The organism is Kribbella sp. NBC_00889, assembly GCF_045207705.1.
In the GTDB taxonomy this organism is placed as follows: domain Bacteria; phylum Actinomycetota; class Actinomycetes; order Propionibacteriales; family Kribbellaceae; genus Kribbella.
Genome location: NZ_CP108783.1, coordinates 5317929 through 5336833, shown reverse-complemented (window position 1 = coordinate 5336833; position 18905 = coordinate 5317929). Strand labels below are relative to the sequence as shown.

Annotated in this window: 12 protein-coding genes; 5 read left to right on the top strand and 7 right to left on the bottom strand. The window is 67.5% G+C overall.

All coding sequences use genetic code 11. The annotated features are described in order from the left end of the window. Positions 1 to 47 precede the first annotated feature (47 nt). Entirely contained in the window at positions 48 to 1790 is a 1743-nt protein-coding gene (locus OG817_RS25950) for an amidohydrolase (protein WP_406047231.1), read from the top strand. On the opposite strand, the gene OG817_RS25945 is transcribed toward OG817_RS25950, so the two are convergent. Beyond that, entirely contained in the window at positions 1771 to 2472 is a 702-nt protein-coding gene (locus OG817_RS25945) for a GntR family transcriptional regulator (RefSeq protein WP_406047230.1), read from the bottom strand. The genes OG817_RS25950 and OG817_RS25945 overlap by 20 nt on opposite strands. 99 nt (positions 2473 to 2571) lie before the next feature. Between OG817_RS25945 and OG817_RS25940 the strand changes: the two genes are divergently transcribed. Beyond that, entirely contained in the window at positions 2572 to 5457 is a 2886-nt protein-coding gene (locus OG817_RS25940) for an aminotransferase class III-fold pyridoxal phosphate-dependent enzyme (RefSeq protein WP_406047229.1), read from the top strand. Positions 5458 to 5484: 27 nt separating this feature from the next. Here OG817_RS25940 and OG817_RS25935 read toward each other — a convergent pair whose 3' ends face one another. The 6 genes from OG817_RS25935 to OG817_RS25910 form a co-directional block, all read right to left on the bottom strand. Then, positions 5485 to 8403 carry an aminotransferase gene (locus OG817_RS25935; protein WP_406047228.1) on the bottom strand — a complete coding sequence of 973 codons (2919 nt, stop codon included), beginning with the start codon at positions 8401 to 8403 and terminating at the stop codon, positions 5485 to 5487. After that, the gene (locus tag OG817_RS25930; RefSeq protein WP_406047227.1) at positions 8400 to 9170 is read right to left on the bottom strand and encodes an SDR family NAD(P)-dependent oxidoreductase; all 771 of its coding nucleotides are present in this window, start codon (positions 9168 to 9170) and stop codon (positions 8400 to 8402) included. The genes OG817_RS25935 and OG817_RS25930 overlap by 4 nt, the downstream gene beginning before the upstream one ends. Positions 9171 to 9254: 84 nt before the next feature. Then, entirely contained in the window at positions 9255 to 10163 is a 909-nt protein-coding gene (locus OG817_RS25925) for a MurR/RpiR family transcriptional regulator (protein WP_406047226.1), read from the bottom strand. A 120-nt stretch (positions 10164 to 10283) separates the two neighbouring features. Beyond that, the gene (locus OG817_RS25920; protein WP_406047225.1) at positions 10284 to 12320 is read right to left on the bottom strand and encodes a glycoside hydrolase family 36 protein; all 2037 of its coding nucleotides are present in this window, start codon (positions 12318 to 12320) and stop codon (positions 10284 to 10286) included. Beyond that, the gene (locus OG817_RS25915) at positions 12292 to 13080 is read right to left on the bottom strand and encodes a FadR/GntR family transcriptional regulator (RefSeq protein WP_406047224.1); all 789 of its coding nucleotides are present in this window, start codon (positions 13078 to 13080) and stop codon (positions 12292 to 12294) included. Before OG817_RS25915 ends, OG817_RS25920 begins: the two co-directional genes overlap by 29 nt. Continuing rightward, entirely contained in the window at positions 13077 to 14396 is a 1320-nt protein-coding gene (locus OG817_RS25910) for an L-fuconate dehydratase (RefSeq protein ID WP_406047223.1), read from the bottom strand. The genes OG817_RS25915 and OG817_RS25910 overlap by 4 nt, the downstream gene beginning before the upstream one ends. Positions 14397 to 14538: 142 nt before the next feature. Between OG817_RS25910 and OG817_RS25905 the strand changes: the two genes are divergently transcribed. Genes OG817_RS25905 through OG817_RS25895 form a run of 3 tightly spaced genes read left to right on the top strand, consistent with a single transcriptional unit; the run spans position 14539 to position 18876 of the window. Further along, complete coding sequence (locus OG817_RS25905; protein WP_406047222.1) at positions 14539 to 16914, top strand: glycosyl hydrolase family 95 catalytic domain-containing protein; 2376 nt, start codon at positions 14539 to 14541, stop codon at positions 16912 to 16914. 25 nt (positions 16915 to 16939) lie between these two features. Continuing rightward, positions 16940 to 17929, top strand: coding sequence for an ABC transporter permease (locus tag OG817_RS25900; RefSeq protein ID WP_406047221.1), 990 nt, complete (start codon positions 16940 to 16942; stop codon positions 17927 to 17929). Next, entirely contained in the window at positions 17926 to 18876 is a 951-nt protein-coding gene (locus OG817_RS25895) for a carbohydrate ABC transporter permease (RefSeq protein ID WP_406047220.1), read from the top strand. The genes OG817_RS25900 and OG817_RS25895 overlap by 4 nt, the downstream gene beginning before the upstream one ends. Positions 18877 to 18905: the final 29 nt, after the last annotated feature.

Sequence of the window (18905 nt, the reverse complement as noted above, 5' to 3'; positions counted from 1 at the left end):
GACCTTGCGGACAACGGACCTGTAATCCAGGTGAGGAGCCACAGCGGATGACCACTCCACCGCCCACGATCGAGCCAGTCGACCTGATCCTGTACGGCGGGATCGTGTGGACCGCCGATCCGTACCATCCGCTCGCCTCCGCGATCGCGGTCACGGGGGACCGCATCGCCCGCGTCGGCGAGGACGCCGAGATCCTGCCCCTGGCGAGCGCGGCCACGGAGTTGGTCGACCTGGCCGGACGGATGGTGTGCCCAGGCTTCAACGATGCGCACACGCACTTCGAGAACGCCGTCGACTGGCACTTCCAGGTCGCACTGACCGACGTCAACGACCAGGCTCGGCTCGAGGAACGCGTCGCGGCCACGGCTGCGCGACTGACGCCCGGCGTCTGGATCACCGGGGGAGATCTCGGTGACTTCGCCTCCACCCGGGAGGAGGCCGTCACGCTGCTCGAGCCGGACCTGGCCGCGGTCGATGCACTGACGCCCGGCAACCCGCTGCTGATCCGCCGTGCCGACCACCAGTACTTCGCCAATTCCAAGGCACTCGACGTCGCGAACATCGATCGCGAGACGCCGGACCCGCGCGGTGGCAGGTTCGGCCGGGACGCCGACGGCGAACTCACCGGAATGCTCTACGGACAGGCCGGTGAGTTCCTGCACCGGCTGGTCACCCCGATGTCGCTGGAGCAGAAGCTGCTCGGTGCGCGCGGCGTGATGGCGGGGCTGAATGCGGTCGGGATCACCTCTGTCCACGACATCGCGCGGCTGCCGTTGGTGACCGACGAGACGATCCCGCCCGTCTACCTCGAGCGCAGCTTCTCGAATGCGCAGATCTTCCAGACCCTCGCGGACCGCGGTGAGTTGTCCGTCCGCGTCTACGCCTTCCTCCCGCTCGACACCCATGACCGGCTGCCCGGTCACGGCGTCACGCCGAAGACTGGTGACGACTGGCTGCGCTTCGGGGCCCTGAAGATCTTCGTCGACAGCGGTGCGATGCTTCCGCCGTTCGACCTCGCGGACGCATCAGGTACCGGCCTGACCGACGGCTGGTCGTACCGCTTCGTCGGCGAGGAACGGCTGGCCGAGCTCGTACTGGCGGGTGACGCGGCGGGTTTCGACATCGGCGTCCACGTCCAGGGCGATCGCGGCTGCCGGATCGCGATCGACGCGTTCGAACGGGCGGCGCTCCTGAACGGCCCGCGCGACCGGCGGCACCGGCTGATCCACGCCTGGCACCTGGCAGCCGACGACTTCGCTCGCGCCGGCGAGCTGGGACTGGTCGCCGACGTGACGTCGGACCAACTCCTGCATTACTCCGCGAACCTCGACCAGGCGCTCGGCCTCGCCCGCTCCGCGAACGCGTTCGCCTGGCGCCGGATGATCGACAGCGACATCACCGTCAACCTGGTCTCGGACCTCCCCGGAGCGTTCAACAAGTCGCACGTCGCCGAGATCAATCCCCTCCGCAACATGTACGCCGCGATCACCCGCAAGGCCGGCGATTCAGCGCAGAGCGAGCCGTTCCACCCCGACCAGGCGATCACCGTCGACGAGGCGCTGCTCGCCTACACCGCCAACCCCGCCTACTCGTCGCACGAGGAGGACGTGAAGGGAAGCATCACCCCGGGCAAACTCGCCGACCTCGTCGTGCTCAGCGAGGACATCCGTGCCGGCGCTCCCGAGGTTCTGCTCAGGGCGAGCGTCGAGCGCACGTACCTCGGCGGCCGCCTGGTCCACGCCGTCACTGGCAACAGCGCCGGTACGACGGTCAGCGTGCGAGAGCCGTGATGTCTGTCGAGGCCACCACGTCGACCAGGAGTCTCTCGTTGGACTCGGCGTGCTCCTGGACCAGGCGGCCGGCTTCGGCGGCATCGCGGCGCACGAACGCCTGACAGATGGCCCGGTGCTCGTCGAGTGCCTCGGCGGGCCGATGGGTCGACTCCCGGTAGGTCGTCTCCAGGATCGACAGCGCGAAGCGCATCTCGACCGCGATGTCGGCGAAGAAGTCGTCGACCCGGGTGCTGCCGATCAGGCCGACCACCGCCTGGTGGAACTCCAGGTCGCGCTGCACGATCGCCTGGGCACGGCCGGAGGTCGTCGCCTCCGCGAGTTGGTCGAAGGCCTCGGTCAGCCGCTGCAGTTGTGCATCGGTCAGCGTGGCAGCCAGTGCCGCGGCGCTGCTCTCCAGCGTCTTCCGGACGCGGTAGAGGTCGTGGATGTCCTCCTCGGTGAACAACACGACACGGGAGCCCTTGTGCCGGTAGTGCCGCACGATCCGCTCCCGCGCCAGAATGCCGAGCGCGTCCCGGACGGTCCGGCGGGAGACGTCGAACTGCGCTGACAAGCCTTCCTCGCGCAGTTGCTCGCCCGGCTTCAGCCGGCCGTCCATGATCGTCTCGCGAAGCAGGGCCGCGACTTCCTCGGCGGTCGTACCGCGATTCAGCATCGAGACTCGTCCGTCGACCGGCATGCGGCTTCCCCTCTCAGCTGCGCAAAGCTCCAGCGCACTCTACCGCGCACCACAGCCATGGTAGCATTGGTGCATTGTTCACCAATCGTGTGGGGCGTGATGAGCACTGTCGAGTCCAGTTCTCCCGTGCAGCAATGGAGCCAGGCGAGCATCGCCGAAGTTCTCGCCCAGGAGTTCGGTCTCCGGGCGGTCGCACAGTCGCCGTTGGGCGGCGAAGTCGATCAGAACGTGGCTGTCGACCTCTCCGACGGATCCCGCGTCGTCGTCAAGATCTCCTCGCCCGGAGCCGATGCTGACGAGATCCGCTGGCGGCAGGGGCTGCAAGCACTTGCCGGTCGGCCGGGTGTCCTCGGATCGGTTCACGTCGCCACGGCAGTTGCCGCGTGCAACGGAGATACCGCCGTTGCGATCGACCGCGACGGCACGCGCCGGATCGTCACGGTTCAGTCGTGGCTGGCCGGTCGGACCTTGTCCGACCTGAACAGTCATTCCCCACAGCTCAGGGGCGAACTCGGCCTGACCGCCGCTCGGATGGTCCAGGCGCTCGCGCCGGCCACCAGATTGCCCGGGGCAACGACTCATCACTGGGATGTGCTGCGGTCGCCGGAGGCGATTGCCGACGGCATCGATGCGGTCGAGGACCCGTCCCGGCAGGCCCAGGTCCGGCGGATCGTCGGGTGGTTCGACCGGGCGATGGACAGTCACCGTGCCGGGCTTCCGAAGTCGGTCGTCCACCAGGATCTCAACGACTTCAACGTGCTGGCCCGGCCGGGGACAGACGGTCGCCACCATGTGCACGCCGTACTGGACTTCGCCGACGCGCTGTACACCGTGCGGATCGGCGAATTGGCCGTGGCGGTCGCCTATTCGATGCTGCGCACAGCGAATCCGCTGAGCGCGGCCGCGGCCGTGATCCGCGGGTACGCCGCGGAGCTCGAGCTCACCGAGGACGAGCTCTCCGTGCTCTACCCGCTGGCCGCGACCAGGCTGTGCGTCAACGCCGTCACGTGGATGAAGCGTTGTGCGGACAGCGGTCCGTCGTACGGCCACGAGCGGATGAAGCACACCTGGCCGGCGATCGCTCTCCTCGCGACAACCCCACCGGAGGTCGGCGAATTCGTCGTTCGCTCGGCGGCCGGCGCTCCGGTCGAACCGGGGAGGCCGGTGCCGGGCGCCGGCGGTCGATGGTTGGCGCCCGGCCTGGACCTCGTGCCCTTCGCGCCCGCGCACGAACCGGTCGGCCGTGATCACCACGCCCGGCTGGGTCGTCATCTGCAGGCCGATGCCGGCACAGTCGTGCGGCGAACGACCGCGTCGGGTGAGGCGGCAACGCTCAGGCTCGGCGTGGAGATTGCGGCTTCACGGCCGTTTCAGGTCGTCGCGCCTCATGCCGCGGTCGTGGAGGAGCGTGATACGCCGTACCTGATCCTGCGACACGAGGGCGCGGAGACGATCTGGTCCCGATGGACCGGACTCGACTCGTCGCTGTCGGCCGGCGCCTCCGTGGCCGCGGGTGACCCGATCGGTGACGCGCAGGCAACCCTCCGCGTAGCGATCTTCCGTTCCCACGAGACAGCACGCGTCAGTGGGAGGCAGTTGGTCGCGCCCTCCGAGGCGCCTGCGTGGGCGATCGTCTCGCCCGATCCGTCGGAGTTCCTCGGACTCGGTGCCCGGCCTGGCGGCGCCACGGACTGGACGGCCGACAAGGTGCTGGCGACGAGGAACGTGCGGTTCGCCCGGTCGCAACGCTCGTACTACGACCGGCCGATGAATCTCGTCGGCGGCCGGGGCGCCTGGCTGTACGACGAGTTCGGCCGTGGCTACCTCGACGCGATGAACAACGTCAGCCACGTCGGCCACAGTAATCCCCGCGTCGTCGAGGCCGCGACCGCGCAACTCCGGCGGCTCAACACGAACAGCCGGTTCCTCTACCCGGGCATCGCCGAGTATGCCGAACGGCTGACCGCGTTGCTGCCCGATCCACTGGGGGTCGTGTTCCTGGTCTGCAGCGGGAGCGAGGCCAACGACCTGGCCGTCCGGATCGCGCGCACGGTCACCGGGCGCTCGGACGTCCTGGTGGTCGACGGGGCCTATCACGGCAACACCTCGGTGATCACCGGGCTCAGCCCGAACCGCTACAAGGGCCCTGGGGGCACCGGTCCCGATCCAACCACCCACGAGGTACAGCAACCCAACCGCTATCGCGGCCCCTTCGGGTACGACGATCCGGACGCGGGCAGCAAGTACGCCGCCGACGTCCAGCGGCAGGTCGATCGGCTCACCGCGCTGGGTACGCCGCCGGCTGCCTTCCTCGCGGAATCGGCGATGGGCACGGCCGGCAGCATCTTCTATCCGGATGGCTACCTCGAACGGGCCCACGCCTCCGTCCGGTCCGCCGGTGCACTCTGCATCGCCGACGAGGTCCAGGTCGGTTTCGGCCGCTTCGGTGACGTGTTCTGGGGATTCCAGAGCCAAGGTGTTGTTCCGGACATCGTCACGATGGGCAAGCCGATCGGCAACGGGCATCCGATGGCGGCCGTCGTCACAACCCGGGAGATCGCCGACGCCTTCGACACCGGGATGAGGTACTTCAACACCTTTGGCGGCAATCCGGTCTCGTGTGCGATCGGGACCGCCGTACTCGACGAGATCTCCGAGGGAGGCTTGCAGGCCCACGCGGCTGAGACCGGGCGGGTCTTCAAGGACAGGCTCGACGAGCTCGCCGGCCGGCACGAGTTGATCGGGGACGTACGCGCCCACGGCATGTATCTGGGCATCGAGCTCGTCCGTGATCGGGTGACCAAGGAGCCGGCGGCACGGGAAGCGCTGGTGCTCAGCGAGCTGATGAAGGACGAGGGGATGCTGGTCTATCCGACGGGGTCGGCCGGCAACGTGCTGAAGATCAAGCCACCGCTCGCCTTCACGCCGGCCGACGCCGAACTGTTCACCGAGGTCCTCGACGAGGTACTGACCCGGGACTGGTGATCTGGGTTCCGCACGGGCGTGGCAGCTTTACCACCCTTCGGTGAGAACGCGGTCAAGTGTGTCGGCGAAGAAATCGGCGTCGGGGATCTTGATGCCCAGTGGCGGCTTGATCTTGAGTACACACAGGCGATCCGACGTCGGCTGCATGATCACGCCGAGCCGGCGCATCCGCTCGCAGATCGCTGCGGTCTCGGCCGGTGCAGGCTCCAGCGTTGTGCGATCGCGGACGAGTTCGACACCGACGTACAGCCCCATCCCGTGCACGGCGCCGATGATCGGATGGCGGTCGGCGAGCTCCAGCAGGCGCGCCCGCAGATGGTCGCCCACCACGCGCGCGTTCTCCTGCAGTTGTTCGTCGCGAAGTACGTCGAGGACCGTCACGCCGGCGACACAACTGACCGGACTGCCGCCGGCCGACGAGAAGAAGTATCCCTGGCTGCGGTAGCCCGCCGCGATCCCAGCCGTCGTGATGACCGCACCGAGCGGATGCCCGTTGCCCATCGCCTTCGCCACCGTGACGATGTCCGGTACGACGCCTTGTTGCTCGAAGCCCCAGAAATGGTCACCCAGGCGGCCGTATCCGACCTGGACCTCGTCGGCGATGCATAGGCCACCGGCCCGCCGTACCGCGGCGTAGATCTCTTGGAGATAGCCGTCCGGGAGAGCCATGCCGCCGGCGTTGCCGTAGAACGACTCGGACAGGAACGCAGCGGGCGGGCGGCCGGCCTCGCTCAGCTCGTTGATGTAGGCAGCGGCATCCTCGCCGTACCGGTCTGCGTCGGCTCCTCGGTACTGCCCGCGGTAGGCGTTCGGTGCGGCGACCGTGTGGACCCACGAGGGCCGGGAATCGAGGGCGTTGGGATTGTCGGCGACCGACGTCGAGATGGCGTCGGTGGCGTCGGACCAGCCGTGGTAGGCCTCTCGGACCGCAACGACGTCACGCCGTCCGGTGTTGGCCCAGGCGAGCCGGAGGGCGAGGTCGTCGGCCTCGGTGCCGCTGTTGACCAGGAACACTGTGTCCAAGGGGTCGGGCAGTAGCGCTGCGAGGCGCTCGGAGAACTCGACGACCGCGCGATAGTGGAAACGCGAGTTGGTGTTGAGCAGACGCCACTGCCGTTCGATCGCCGCGGCGAGGCGCGGATGCCCGTGGCCGAGGATCGACACGTTGTTGACCATGTCGAGGTAGGACCGGCCATCGGTGTCGAACAGGTGGTTCCGCCAGCCGCGCTCGATCTGCGGCGGCTCCCGGAAGTAGTGCTCCTGGACAGGAGCGAACGCGGTATCGCGGCGATCCAGCAATGCCTCGCGATCGGTGGCTGGCAGAGTGCGGACCCCGGCCGGATCGATCAGGGCAGTCGGGTCCGGGCACGACTCTGCCCACGCGTCGGCCAGACTTGCCGGAACGAAGAACGGCGGCTGAGCGTCGAGGTCACTCACCTGCACCCACAGCGCGGCCTCCGATGCCAGCCGACCGAGTACGTCGCCGGTCTCGACAGCGCCCTCAGCAGTAACGTCCGCACCGCTGAGCCACAAGGTCACACCGTCCGGGCCCCTGAGCGCCACGGTGTCGTCCTGCCGCTGCGCCACCCCGGGCCACGGCGCCCGGATCTCCAGCTCTCGTCCTGCGAATACCTCGACGCCAAGACCGATGGAAGCCGGAGCCTCGAACGAGTTCAGCCGAGTACGCGTCAACCGCGGCTGGAGGAACGGAACAGCCACGGCCGCCGATCCGGCCCGCTTGATCGCCGCCGCAGCCGCGGCCGCCTCCGCGCCGTCGAGCAGGAACCGCCCGTCGTGCAGGTCGGCGCTCGTCGCCGACAGATCCAGCTGAGCCGGAACGACGGGCTGGTCGTCGATCCACAGCAGGGCGGAGCCGTCGGCAGTCCGGTGCTCCTTCCGGGGTCGCACCGAGGCGCGGATCAGCTCGGTCAGGACCTCGAGCGGAACCGAGGTCGCCCGCTCGAAGATGCTCCACTCGCGCGCGAGGTTCTCCGTCGCGTACCGGTTGTCGCGGTCGACTTGCGTCTGCTGCTGACCACTCACCATCAGCGCGGCGGCCCGCAGTACGACGAGCGGCCCGAGCGCCGCGAGTTCGTCGTCGGAGATCGGCCGGATCCGGTCGTACGCGACGATCGCCGGGAGCATCGTCGACGGATCGAAGGAGTAGTGCAGCAGCGACGTACAGGTCACCGCGAGTTCGGCGATCGACCAGCTCTCCGCGAGGTCGCCGAAGTCGATGACGCCGACCGGCCGGCGACGCCCGTCGGCGTGGACGGTGGCGATCACGTTGTCGTCGGTCAGGTCGCCGTGGATGGCCTGTAGTGGCAGGTTTCCGGCATACGGCGCGAGCGCCTTGGCGGCTGTCCTCGCCGCGGCGCGGGCGGCGTCCGGTCCGCCGTGCACGGTCACGAAGTCGGCCAGCCGTGCCACCACCTCGGCCGCGTTCCGGAGATCCCATTGGAGCGAGCGGGGCGGGACCTCGCCGGCGAAGCCGGCCAACGCGCGCGAGGTGCGAGCGGCGAGATCGCCCAGGGCGGCGACCACCTCGGGCGCGAGGTAGCTGCTGTTGCTCAGGACGTCGCCGGCCACGAAGGTCACCAGCCGTGCGTACGTCGGCCGGCCGCCGAGCGTGACGGGCTGCACGGTCGAGCCGTCGGCCCCGGGGATCGCCACGGGGACCTGAATGTCAGGCTCGTGCTGGGCGACCCGGGCGGCCGCGAGATCCTGCGCTGCCAGATCCTCGCGCGTGAAGGCGGCGTTGGACACCTTCAGGACGTACTTGGTGGCCGCCGCGCCGACGAGGAAGTTCGCATCCTGCTGGCTGCCGAGTTCGGTGACCTCGCCCTCGATGCCGTACGTGTCCCGCACGTACTCCAGCGCCTGGGCCACGGTGATCTCCGGTGCGGGGAGAGCCGCTTCCTCGAAGAAGTTGAAGGACTGGGTCATGCACGTTCCTCCGCGATCGAGTTGCCGCCGTCGATGATGACGCACTGGCCGGTGAGATAGGACGAGGACGGTGAGCATAGATAGGCGATGAGGCCGGCGACTTCCTCCGGGGTACCGCTCCGGCCGACCGGGGTCCGGAGCCCCTGCCTGTGCTCGTCCGGCGTTTGTGAGTCGGTGGCGATCCACCCTGGGGCCACTGCGTTGACCGTGACCCCAGCGACCGCGGAGTCGAGCGCGAGTCCTCGGACCAGCCCGACCACGCCGGCCTTGGCGGCGCAGTACGCGACCTCGCCGCGCATGCCCATGACCGGTCCGGTGAGGCTGGCGACCATCACCAGGCGCCCGGCGCCGGACTCCTCGAGCGCCGGCATGACGGCGCGGGCGAAGAGGAAGGCCGAGTCCAGGTTGCGTGACAGGCTCGCCCGCCACGTCTCGAACGACAGCTGCCCGACTGCTCCCGACTCCGGCTCCGGACGAGCGGTCGAGGTCATGCCCGCACAGTTGACGGCGATGTCGAGCCGGCCGAACCGGGACGTAGCGGCTCGGACAAGTTCCATGGCGGTGTGGTCCCGGGTCAGATCGCCGGAGATGGCAAGGGTGCCGGTGGGGAGTTCGGCTGCACGCTGGTGGACCCGGTCGCCGGTCGCCGAGATGACGAGCGACGCACCACGGGCGCTCAGTGCCCTCGCCACCGCGAAGCCGATGCCACGTGGTCCGCCGACCCCAGTCACCACCGCGGCTCGGCCCGCCAGGTCGAGGTCGCCCACGCACAGCCACCTTCCTACGATTGGTGACCAATGTAGCAGCTACGGAATTGGTGAGCAATCGTGGGTTACAGCGGTGGGACGAGGTCAGAAACCGAGTCGCCGGCGGAGGGCCGTGAGTTGCTCGGACGCCTCGACAGACCGGGAGGCCTCCAGGGTCGCGACGCCTTGCGCCAGCACGTCCCCGACGACGATCGAGGTCAGCGGTTCGCCGGTCAGGCCGGTGGGCGTCGTCGGGGAGTGGAGTGTGACTGTCACCTCGTGGGCGAGCTTGCTGCTCGGGTCTTCGGTCACCAGTACGGTCGCGGCCCCGACCTCTCGGGCGCGGTCGAACAGGACTTCGACCTCGACGACCGAGCGGCCGGGCGCGAAAAGGACGACCACGTCACCCGGCCCGATCGCGAGGAGGTCGTCGGCGAGCCGGAAGCCCCCGGCATGGAGGGCCGTCACCCGGAGCCCCACCCGCCGCAGGACCAGGGCCAGATGATCCGCGGCCACGAACGAGGCACCGAAGCCGTAGGTCAGTGTGTGCTTCGCATCGAGCAGTAGTTGCACGGCGTGCTGGTATGTGTCGAGGGAGAATGTCGGCTGCATCAGCTCGAGCCGGTCCAACGACTCCGCCAGCACCTGGTGCCAGACGCTCTCGAGATCCCCACCGGTCGACTCGACCCGCTGGCGGGCGCGGACCGCCGGCCGGTTCGCCTGCGTGAACGGCGCCGCGATCTTCGCCTTCAGCTCAGCCAGGCCGGAGTATCCGAGCGCCTGTATGGTGCGGATGACCGTCGCGTTGCTGGTCTTGGTCTCGGCGCCGAGGTCGGCCGCCGACAGGAAGAGCAGTTCCTCGGCCGGCCGCTCGGCCAGCGACCGGCTGACTGCCCGCGCGGCCGGCGAGAAGCCTTCCCAGCGCTCGCGGATCCGCGACCGCAGGTCGGCGATCACGTCTGCCTGGGTCGCGGCGGTGACGGCGTTCGTGGAAGCATCGCGAGACTCATCCATGTCATGGATGGTACGAGTCGGAGCCACCCTGCGCGGCGGCCGTCGTTCGTAGGCGTTGAGGAGTTCGGAGTGAGTGCGGGACGAGCTCCTCGACACTTCGGTGCGAAGAGTCGGTGATGTTCACTCCCTGGCGGGGGTCAGGCGCAGGACGCGGGCGGAGGGCTCGAGGGTGTTGGTGGTGATGCTGAGTCCGTCGTCGGTCCAGGTGTAGGTCCAGTCGCCGAGGTCGGTGGGGAAGTGGGGGGCAATGCTCGAGCGTGGGATCGGGAGGGTGATGGCGGACGGGCCGGGACCGCGGTGCCACAGAGTCAGGTAGGAGGTGTCGGGGCCGTTGAGTGCGAGGGCGATCCACTCGTCGGTCCAGGCCGGGAGTCCTAGTGGCCATGCGGGGACGAGTGTGTGCAGATCGTCGAGTATGGCGCGATGGGCGGTCAGCGCGGACCGGACGAGGTCGAGCTCGGCCGGTGTCATGCGGTTGAGGTGACCTGACAGGTAGAGGCGGCCGGGGATGCCGTTGACGAGCGCGAAGGTGAACTCCTCGCGGGTGGTGCCCGTGATCGGGTAGGCCCAGTGGCCGGCCTGTTCGGGGAGTACGGCGGCGGGGGCGGCCGCGGTGATCGGTGCGTAGAGCAACGGATGTTCCTGGTCCGAGGTCGACTGCAGATGAAGGCGGGACAGCATGGCGTAGTCCATCCGCATCGCGCCCGAGGCGCAGTTCTCGATCAGCAGGTCCGGGTGGCGTGTGTGGAGGCCGTCGAGCCAGTTGAGCAGCGCCCGTTGGTGTTCGAGCAGTCCATGGCCGAGCGACGTACCGCCCTTGTCGGTGCCTGGGCCGGTCATCGTGTTGTTGTCGAACTTGAAGAAGCCGATGCCGAAGTCGGACACCAAGCGGTCGACCGTGTCGTCGAGATGCTTACGGGCGGCTGTGCTGCGCAGGTCGAGCAGGTAGCGACCGGACTCGGCGACCCGAACGCCGCGGCGGGTGAGGAAGGCTTCGTCGGGGAGTTCGCGTGCGATCGGTGAGCGGACGCCGATCACTTCGGGTTCGAGCCAGAGGCCTGGGACCATGCCGTGTGAACGGATCCGGTCGATCACCTCGGCGAGCCCGTTCGGGAAGCGGGTGGTCGACGGTTGCCATGCTCCGACGGTGTTCCACCAGTCGCCGTCGGCGTACCAGCCGGCGTCGATGCAGAAGTAGTCCGCGCCGACATCCGCGGCCGCGTCGATCAGCGGCAGGAGTTTCTCGGTCGTCGGGTCGCCGACGAGGGTGTTCATGTAGTCGTTGAAGATCACCGGCATCCGATCGTCGATCGGACGCCGGTTCCGTACGGCGCGGCGTTGCCGGGTGAGTCCAGCGAACACACTGTCTCGATCCGTTCCGGCGACGAGTGAGACGGGCACTGTCGTGAACGGCTTGTCGGCTGTGAGCTCGACACTCCATTGATGTTCCTGGTCGGTGGGGCCGCTGAGCAGCAAGTAGCCGCCACGCCGGGTCTCGCCGATCTCGTAGTGCCACGGCCCGTTGTGCTCGATCTGCCAGCCGAGGGCGTACGGCGTACCCGACTCGACCAGGACACCGACGGGCAGCCGCTCCCCGCTCGACCATGAGCCGGTGTTGGTCACCGCATCACGGCTTCGGGCGACGTGATGATGCGGATCGCGGACGATGTTCGCCAGTGCCTCAGTGCGCAGTGGTCGGCTTGACCACCGGTTCTCCGCCATCCAGCTGTTGGCGGCGGAATACAGCTCGGCGTCGATCGACGCGAGGCCGACGACCAGCGACGACAGGAAGGTGAGCTCGAGCGTGCCTGGGCCGGCCATCGAGGCTTCAGACCAGGCGCGTACGCCGGCGCCGGCTTCGAACACAGTGGTGACGCGCAGACCCGTGGTGGGCTCCTCCTGGATGATGCGCAACGTCCCGTCGCCTTCTTCGTGACGGACGTAGCGCAACTGTTGCCCGAGACTGGTGTCGACGTGCCGGTTGGTGCTCGGCGAGAGTCCGTGCCCGACGGCGGACACCTCGACCAACGGCTGGCTTGGGACCAGATCATCGCGGTCTGGCCGGGAGGCTTCGCCGACGCCGATCAGTCGCACCGGACCGTTGTCGAGAGCGAAGGTCAGTGTGAGCTCAGGGCTGCTCCAGCGCAGGAGATTCATCCACAGGTCTCGTTTCGTCGTCGGCTCGGCGGCGGGTCTCGAGGAGGTAGTCCTCGACCGTGAACAGGTGGGTGGCCATCCGGATCCGGGCCCGATCGGGGTCGTGCGCCGTCAGCGCGGCGAGGATCGAGAGGTGTTCCCCGTGGGCGGTATCGTCGGCGCCCGGTTGGGTAATCGATCGGCGCAGCCGGTCCCGCATCGTTCGTCCACCCAGCGCGTTGATCAGTGCCGCCAGCACCGGATTGTCGGCCGCGTCCGCGATGATGCGGTGAAAGGCGATGTCGTTCTCGATCACCGTCTCGTGATTGGGTTCGTCGTGCCTCAGTTCGGCCTCGTTGTGGCGCAACAGTTCGGCCGCGGCCTCGAGGTCGACCGGCGCGATCTGTTGCGCCGCGAGGGCAGCCGCCTCGGTCTCGAGGACCCGTCGTACCGCGTGCAGATGGTGCGTTCCACTGCCGTCCTGCAGGTCGACGACGAATCCGATCGGTGCGAGCAGCATCGACGGTTCCAGCTTGGTGACGTAAGTGCCGTCGCCTTGCCGGGTCTCGAGAACTCCCATCATCGACAGCGCGCGAACCCCCTCGCGCAGCGGGTTTCTGGACACGCCGAGGGCCGTGGCGAGGTCCTTCTCGACCGGGAGCCGGTCGCCGGACCGGAGCCGGCCGTCGATGATCATCTGCCGGATACCCTCGATGACGACATCGGTCTGGGAGGTGCCGGGTGTACGAGCTTTCTCGACCACCACCTTGCCGGAGGTCATCGTCGTGGGTCTCGTTCCGTGCCGGACGACCAGTAGACGCCGTCCGGGAACCGATAGGTCTGAAGTGACTCCCTGTGCATCTCGGCACTGTAACCGGGCGCGGCCGGAAGCACGTACGCACCGTTGCGGATCACACAGGGGTCGACGAAGTGTTCGTGCAGGTGGTCGACGTACTCGGTGACGCGGCGGTCGAGGCTGCCTGATACGGCGACGTAGTCGAAGATCGCGAGGTGCTGGACGAGTTCGCACAGACCGACGCCACCCGCGTGTGGGCAGACCGGCACGTCGAACAACGCGGCGAGAAGGTAGACCGCGAGTACTTCGTTGACGCTGCCGAGGCGGGCCGCGTCGAGCTGGCAGTAGTCGATGGCGCCGGCCTGGAACATCTGCTTGAAGAGCACCCGGTTCATCCCGTGCTCGCCGGTGGCGACGCCGATGGGCGCCACGGCCTTGCGGATCGCGGCGTGACCGAGGATGTCGTCGGGACTGGTCGGTTCCTCGATCCACAGCGGGTCGAACTCGGCCAGCGCCTTGACCCATTCGATCGCCTGCGGCACGTCCCACACCTGGTTCGCGTCGATCATCAGGTGACCGTCCGGTCCGAGGACCTCGCGGGCGATGCCGCAGCGCCGGATGTCGTCGTCCAGATCGGCGCCCACCTTGAGTTTGACGTGTTTGTAGCCTGCGGCAACGGCTTCCTCGCAGAGCCTGCGCAGCTTGGCGTCGGAGTATCCGAGCCATCCGGCGGAGGTGGTGTAGCACGGGTAGCCCGATTCCTCGAGTTCCTCGATTCGTCGCTTGCGGCTCGATTCTTGCGGCATCAGCAGGGAGACAGCTTGTTCCGGTGTCAGTACGTCGGTGAGATACCGCAGGTCGGCGGCCTCGACGAGTTGTTCGGGTGACATGTCGGACAGCAGACGCCACAGTGGTACGCCGGCCCGTCGCGCGGCCAGATCCCACACCGCGTTCATGACCGCGGCCAGGGCCAGATGGATGATTCCCTTGTCCGGACCGAGCCATCGCAACTGACTGTCCGACTGTAGCTCCCGGTAGATCGCGCCGGGGTGTTCGCACAGGTCGTCGACATCCCGGCCGACCAGCGGCTCGGCGCGCTGAGCGGCGGCGGCGACGCACAGGTCGTTACCGCGCCCGATGGTGAAGGTGAAGCCGTGCCCGGCGAGACTCGGGTCGTCGGTGTGCAGGACGACGTAGGCCGCGGAGTAGTCGCCGTCCTTGTTCATCGCGTCGGATCCGTCCTGGGTCAGCGAGGTCGGGAAGCGGACGTCGATGACCTCCACCGAGGTGATGCGCGGCATGGCTGGGCCCCTCACGATCAGTAATAGATGGGATCTTTCTCCGCCTTTGATGTCGTTCAGTATGGACCAACGTCCGAGCGAGCGCTACGATCCCGGAAATTCATAGGACTAATACCTCGTCGTCTCGACGGAGGACAGTGGTATGGGCAACCTGGTGGGCTCGAACCGCTCCGGCACGCAGCGGCTGTTCTACGACCGGCCGGCCGAAACGTGGCTGGAGGCATTGCCGCTCGGCAACGGGCGGATCGGTGCGATGTGTTTCGGCGGTATCGGCAGGGATCGGATCGGACTGAACGACGAGACGTTGTGGTCGGGCAGCCCCGAGACCGCTCGGTCGTTGTCGACTCCGCTCGGTGCGACCGGCGCCGACGCCGTACAGGCTGTGCGCGACGCGCTGAGGGCAGGCGACATTCGCCGGGCCCACGAGTTGGCCCGCGGTTTTCACTCCGGCTACTCACAGGCGTACCTGCCGCTGGGCGACCTCTTGCTCGAGGTTCGCGTCGCCGGCGCCACACCCGCTGCCGCTGATAGCGAGCAGTATCGCCGGGAACTTGATCTCGACGCCGCGATGGCCACGGCGGAGTTCGAGATCGGGGGAGTGTGGGTTCGGCAAGAGGTCTTCGTCAGCGCGCCGGACGGTGTACTGGTCCACCGAATGACCGCGTCCGAGCCGGTACTCGCGCTGACGTGCCGGCTCGCCTCCCAGTTGCCGTCGCGTCCATACGCAGTCGAGAACGGCCTCGGACTGCTCCTGCAGGCTCCAGCCGATGTCGCTCCTCCCCATCGCGACGTGCCGCAGCCGATCCGGTACTCCGACGACGAGGATCGCGGCATGGCAGCCGCCATCGCGTTGCGCACCACGACCGATGGCGAGATCTCTGCAAGTGGTTCCGAGCTCGCTGTCGAAGGTGCAACAGAAATCAGCCTGATCCTCTCGACCGCTACCGGATACGACGGTCCATTCACGGCGCCGGCGCGGACAGCGGAGGAGTGCTGGTTCGCCGCGGATCAGACCGTGCTGGCGGCACTTGAGCGGGAGTACGACGAGCTCGTGACCGATCATCACAGGGATCACCGGCGGCTGTTTCGTCGTGCATCGCTCGAGCTGGCTGGGTTGGCGGAGCATTCGGAGCTCCCGACCGATGTCCGGGTGGCCCGGGCAGTCGACGTCGAGGACCCTGCCTTGGCTGCGTTGATCTTCAATTACGGCCGCTACCTGATGGTCGCGAGTTCGCGACCAGGTGGTCTGCCGACCAATCTGCAGGGCATCTGGAACAACATCCTGCGGCCGCCGTGGAGTTCGAACTTCACGGTCAACATCAACACCGAGATGAACTACTGGCCGGCGGAGACGACCAACCTGTCGGAGTGCCACGAACCGCTGCTGAGGTATATCGATCAGCTTGCCCAGGCGGGGCGTCGTACGGCTCGCGAGCGGTACGGCTGCGGCGGTTGGACCGCGCACCACAACGCCGACGCATGGTGCTGGACCCTGCCTGTCGAGGGTGATCCGCGGTGGTCGAACTGGCCGATGGCAGGTGCGTGGCTGGTCCGTCATGTGTGGGACCACTACGAGTTCACCGGCGATCTCGAGTTCCTCGGCGAGTCGTGGCGCGTACTGCGGGGCGCGGCGGAGTTCTGCCTCGATTGGTTGGTGGAGCTGCCGGACGGCAGTCTCGGTACGGCGCCGTCGACGTCTCCGGAGAACGACTACATCGCCGACGATGGACTGCCCGCGTCGGTGACCCGGTCGGCGACCATGGACCTGGCCCTCACCTCGGACCTCTTCCAGCGGGTCGAACAAGCCGCCGTACTGCTCGATGTCGTCGACCCCCTTGTCGCTGAGCTCTCCACCGCCCGCAAGCGACTGCCCGAGCCACCAATCGGCGCCCAGGGACAGTTGCAGGAGTGGGCGGCGGACCTCCCCGAAGAAGATCCCCATCACCGGCACATGTCGCACCTGGTCGGACTCCATCCGGGCGATGCGATCACGACGGACGGCACGCCGGTCCTCGCGGCCGCGGCAGCGCGGACGCTGGACTTGCGGGGTGACGAGGCCACCGGCTGGTCGCTCGCGTGGAAGATCAATCTGCGGGCACGTCTTCGCGATGCAGCAGCCGCGCACCGCCTGGTCCGGGCGTTCCTGAGGCCCGCGGACGACACGGCGACGGGGCGACCTGGCAGCGGCGCGGGCGTCTACCCGAACTTGTTCTGTGCTCATCCGCCGTTCCAGATCGACGGGAACTTCGGTGCGACGGCGGGAATCGCGGAGATGCTGCTGCAGAGTCACACCGGCGAGATCGAATTGCTGCCGGCCCTGCCTGCCGAATGGCCGAGCGGGCGGGTGACGGGCCTGAGGGCTCGCGGCGGAGTCACCGTCGACATCGCGTGGACGCCGAGCGGCGTCGAAGCAGTCCTGACCGCTGATCGGGACCAGGAGCGGGTCGTACGCCGCGGCGGCGATCGGATGCCCGTCAGATTGACGGCCGGCGTCGGTCACCGCGTGAGCTCGAGTTGATCGCCGGTTCGGACGAGGAGGTTTCATGGCAACCCTGACAACCATTCGGCCACCGGCCGGTGAGACACCAGCTCGGTCCAGCCGACAGCGGCGGGAGCGTCCCGGTATCAAGGGGCTGCGGCGCAGCCTTCAACGCCACTGGACGCTGTACCTGCTGATGGTCGTGCCGCTGATCTGGTTCGCGGTCTTCAAGTACATCCCGATGTCGAACGCGGTCTTGGCGTTCAAGAGTTTCAACGTGACCAAGGGCATCTGGGGAAGCCCGTGGGTCGGGTGGCAGAACTTCGACCTGTTCTTCCACAACCCGGTGTTCTGGACCCTGGTGAAGAACACCTTCATCCTGTCGGTCTACACCGTCGCGGCCAGCTTCCCGATCGCGATCATCCTCGCGCTGGCACTCAACGAGATCCGCCTCGGCCTGTTCAAGCGCACCGTCCAGCTGGTCACGTACGCGCCGTACTTCATCTCGACCGTGGTGGTCGTGTCGATGACGATCCTGGTGCTGTCGCCGCGACTCGGAATCGTCAACGAGGGTCTGGGGTTCTTCGGCGTTCCCGCGATCGACTTCCTCGGGAACCCGGACTACTTCCGGCACATCTATGTCTGGTCCGACGTGTGGCAGACCACCGGGTACTCCGCGGTGATCTACCTGGCCGCGTTGTCCGGCATTGATCCGGCGCTGCACGAGTCGGCCAGGATCGACGGTGCCAGCCGGTTGCAGCGGATTCGGCACGTGGATCTGCCGGGCATCATGCCGACGGCGGTGATCATCCTGGTGCTTGCTGTCGGCAACATCATGGCGATCGGCTTCGAGAAGGCGTTCCTGTTCCAGAACCCGCTGAACCTCAGCCAGTCGGAGATCATCGCGACCTACGTGTACAAGACGGGTCTGCTGAACGCGGACTTCAGCGGCGCCACCGCGGTCGGGCTGTTCAACTCGGTGATCAATCTGGTGCTGCTGCTGATGGTCAACATGATCGCCAAGCGGATCACCGGGAACGGATTGTGGTCATGAGCGCTCAGACCGAAGCCAGAACGGTGCCGAGTAAAAGGGGCGAGCGCCGTGCGGCGCGGGCACGCCGGATCCGCGAGCCGCGGACCGACCGGATCTTCCTGATCTGTGTGTATCTGCTGCTGGCGGTGTTCTTCACAGTCGTCCTGCTGCCGCTGCTGTACATCGTGGCCAGCTCGTTCAGCAGCCCCGAAGCTGTGTCGTCCGGGCGGGTGTTGCTCTGGCCGGTGGACTTCTCACTGCGCGGGTACCACGCGGTCTTCGCCAACCCGCAGGTCGTGCAGGGGTATCTGAACTCGTTGTTCTACACGGTGGTCGGGACGATCGTCAGCGTGACGATGACGATCGCGATCGCGTATCCGATGTCGCGGCGTACGCTCGTCGGCCGCAATGTCGTGATGACGCTGATCCTGTTCACGATGCTGTTCACCGGCGGCCTGATCCCGACGTACCTGGTGGTTCAATCCGCCGGGCTGCTGGACACCCGGTGGGCGCTGATCATCCCGCAGGCGATCGGGGTCTGGCAGGTCATCATCGCCCGCACCTACTTCCGGACGGCGATTCCCGACGAACTGGTCGAGGCCGCCGAGCTGGACGGATGCGGTGATCTGCGCTTCCTGTGGTCGGTCGTCATCCCGCTGGCCAAACCGATGATCGCCGTGGTGGCGCTGATGTACGCGATCATGCAGTGGAATTCGTACTTCGACGCCTTGATCTATCTCAAGAACCCGGACTTGTTCCCGCTGCAGCTGGTCCTGCGCAACATCCTCATCCTCAACACGACCGGCGGTGGAGCAGTCGACGCCTCTGTCGTCATCCAGCGCCAGCAAATGGCCGATCTGCTCAAGTACTCGCTGATCGTGGTCGCGAGCGTGCCGGTCCTGCTGATCTATCCGTTCGTCGCGCGCTACTTCACCAAGGGAATCATGATCGGCGCCGTCAAGGGCTGACCTCCGCATCACCTCTACCCTGTGAGGGA

What these genes read in the sequence shown, in the direction of transcription:
- OG817_RS25950 (WP_406047231.1), top strand. Translation starts at nt 48, where the DNA reads ATGACCACTCCACCGCCCACGATCGAGCCAGTCGACCTGATCCTGTAC.
- OG817_RS25945 (WP_406047230.1), bottom strand. Translation starts at nt 2,472, where the DNA reads ATGCCGGTCGACGGACGAGTCTCGATGCTGAATCGCGGTACGACCGCC.
- OG817_RS25940 (WP_406047229.1), top strand. Translation starts at nt 2,572, where the DNA reads ATGAGCACTGTCGAGTCCAGTTCTCCCGTGCAGCAATGGAGCCAGGCG.
- OG817_RS25935 (WP_406047228.1), bottom strand. Translation starts at nt 8,403, where the DNA reads ATGACCCAGTCCTTCAACTTCTTCGAGGAAGCGGCTCTCCCCGCACCG.
- OG817_RS25925 (WP_406047226.1), bottom strand. Translation starts at nt 10,163, where the DNA reads ATGGATGAGTCTCGCGATGCTTCCACGAACGCCGTCACCGCCGCGACC.
- OG817_RS25920 (WP_406047225.1), bottom strand. Translation starts at nt 12,320, where the DNA reads ATGAATCTCCTGCGCTGGAGCAGCCCTGAGCTCACACTGACCTTCGCT.
- OG817_RS25915 (WP_406047224.1), bottom strand. Translation starts at nt 13,080, where the DNA reads ATGACCTCCGGCAAGGTGGTGGTCGAGAAAGCTCGTACACCCGGCACC.
- OG817_RS25910 (WP_406047223.1), bottom strand. Translation starts at nt 14,396, where the DNA reads ATGCCGCGCATCACCTCGGTGGAGGTCATCGACGTCCGCTTCCCGACC.
- OG817_RS25905 (WP_406047222.1), top strand. Translation starts at nt 14,539, where the DNA reads ATGGGCAACCTGGTGGGCTCGAACCGCTCCGGCACGCAGCGGCTGTTC.
- OG817_RS25900 (WP_406047221.1), top strand. Translation starts at nt 16,940, where the DNA reads ATGGCAACCCTGACAACCATTCGGCCACCGGCCGGTGAGACACCAGCT.
- OG817_RS25895 (WP_406047220.1), top strand. Translation starts at nt 17,926, where the DNA reads ATGAGCGCTCAGACCGAAGCCAGAACGGTGCCGAGTAAAAGGGGCGAG.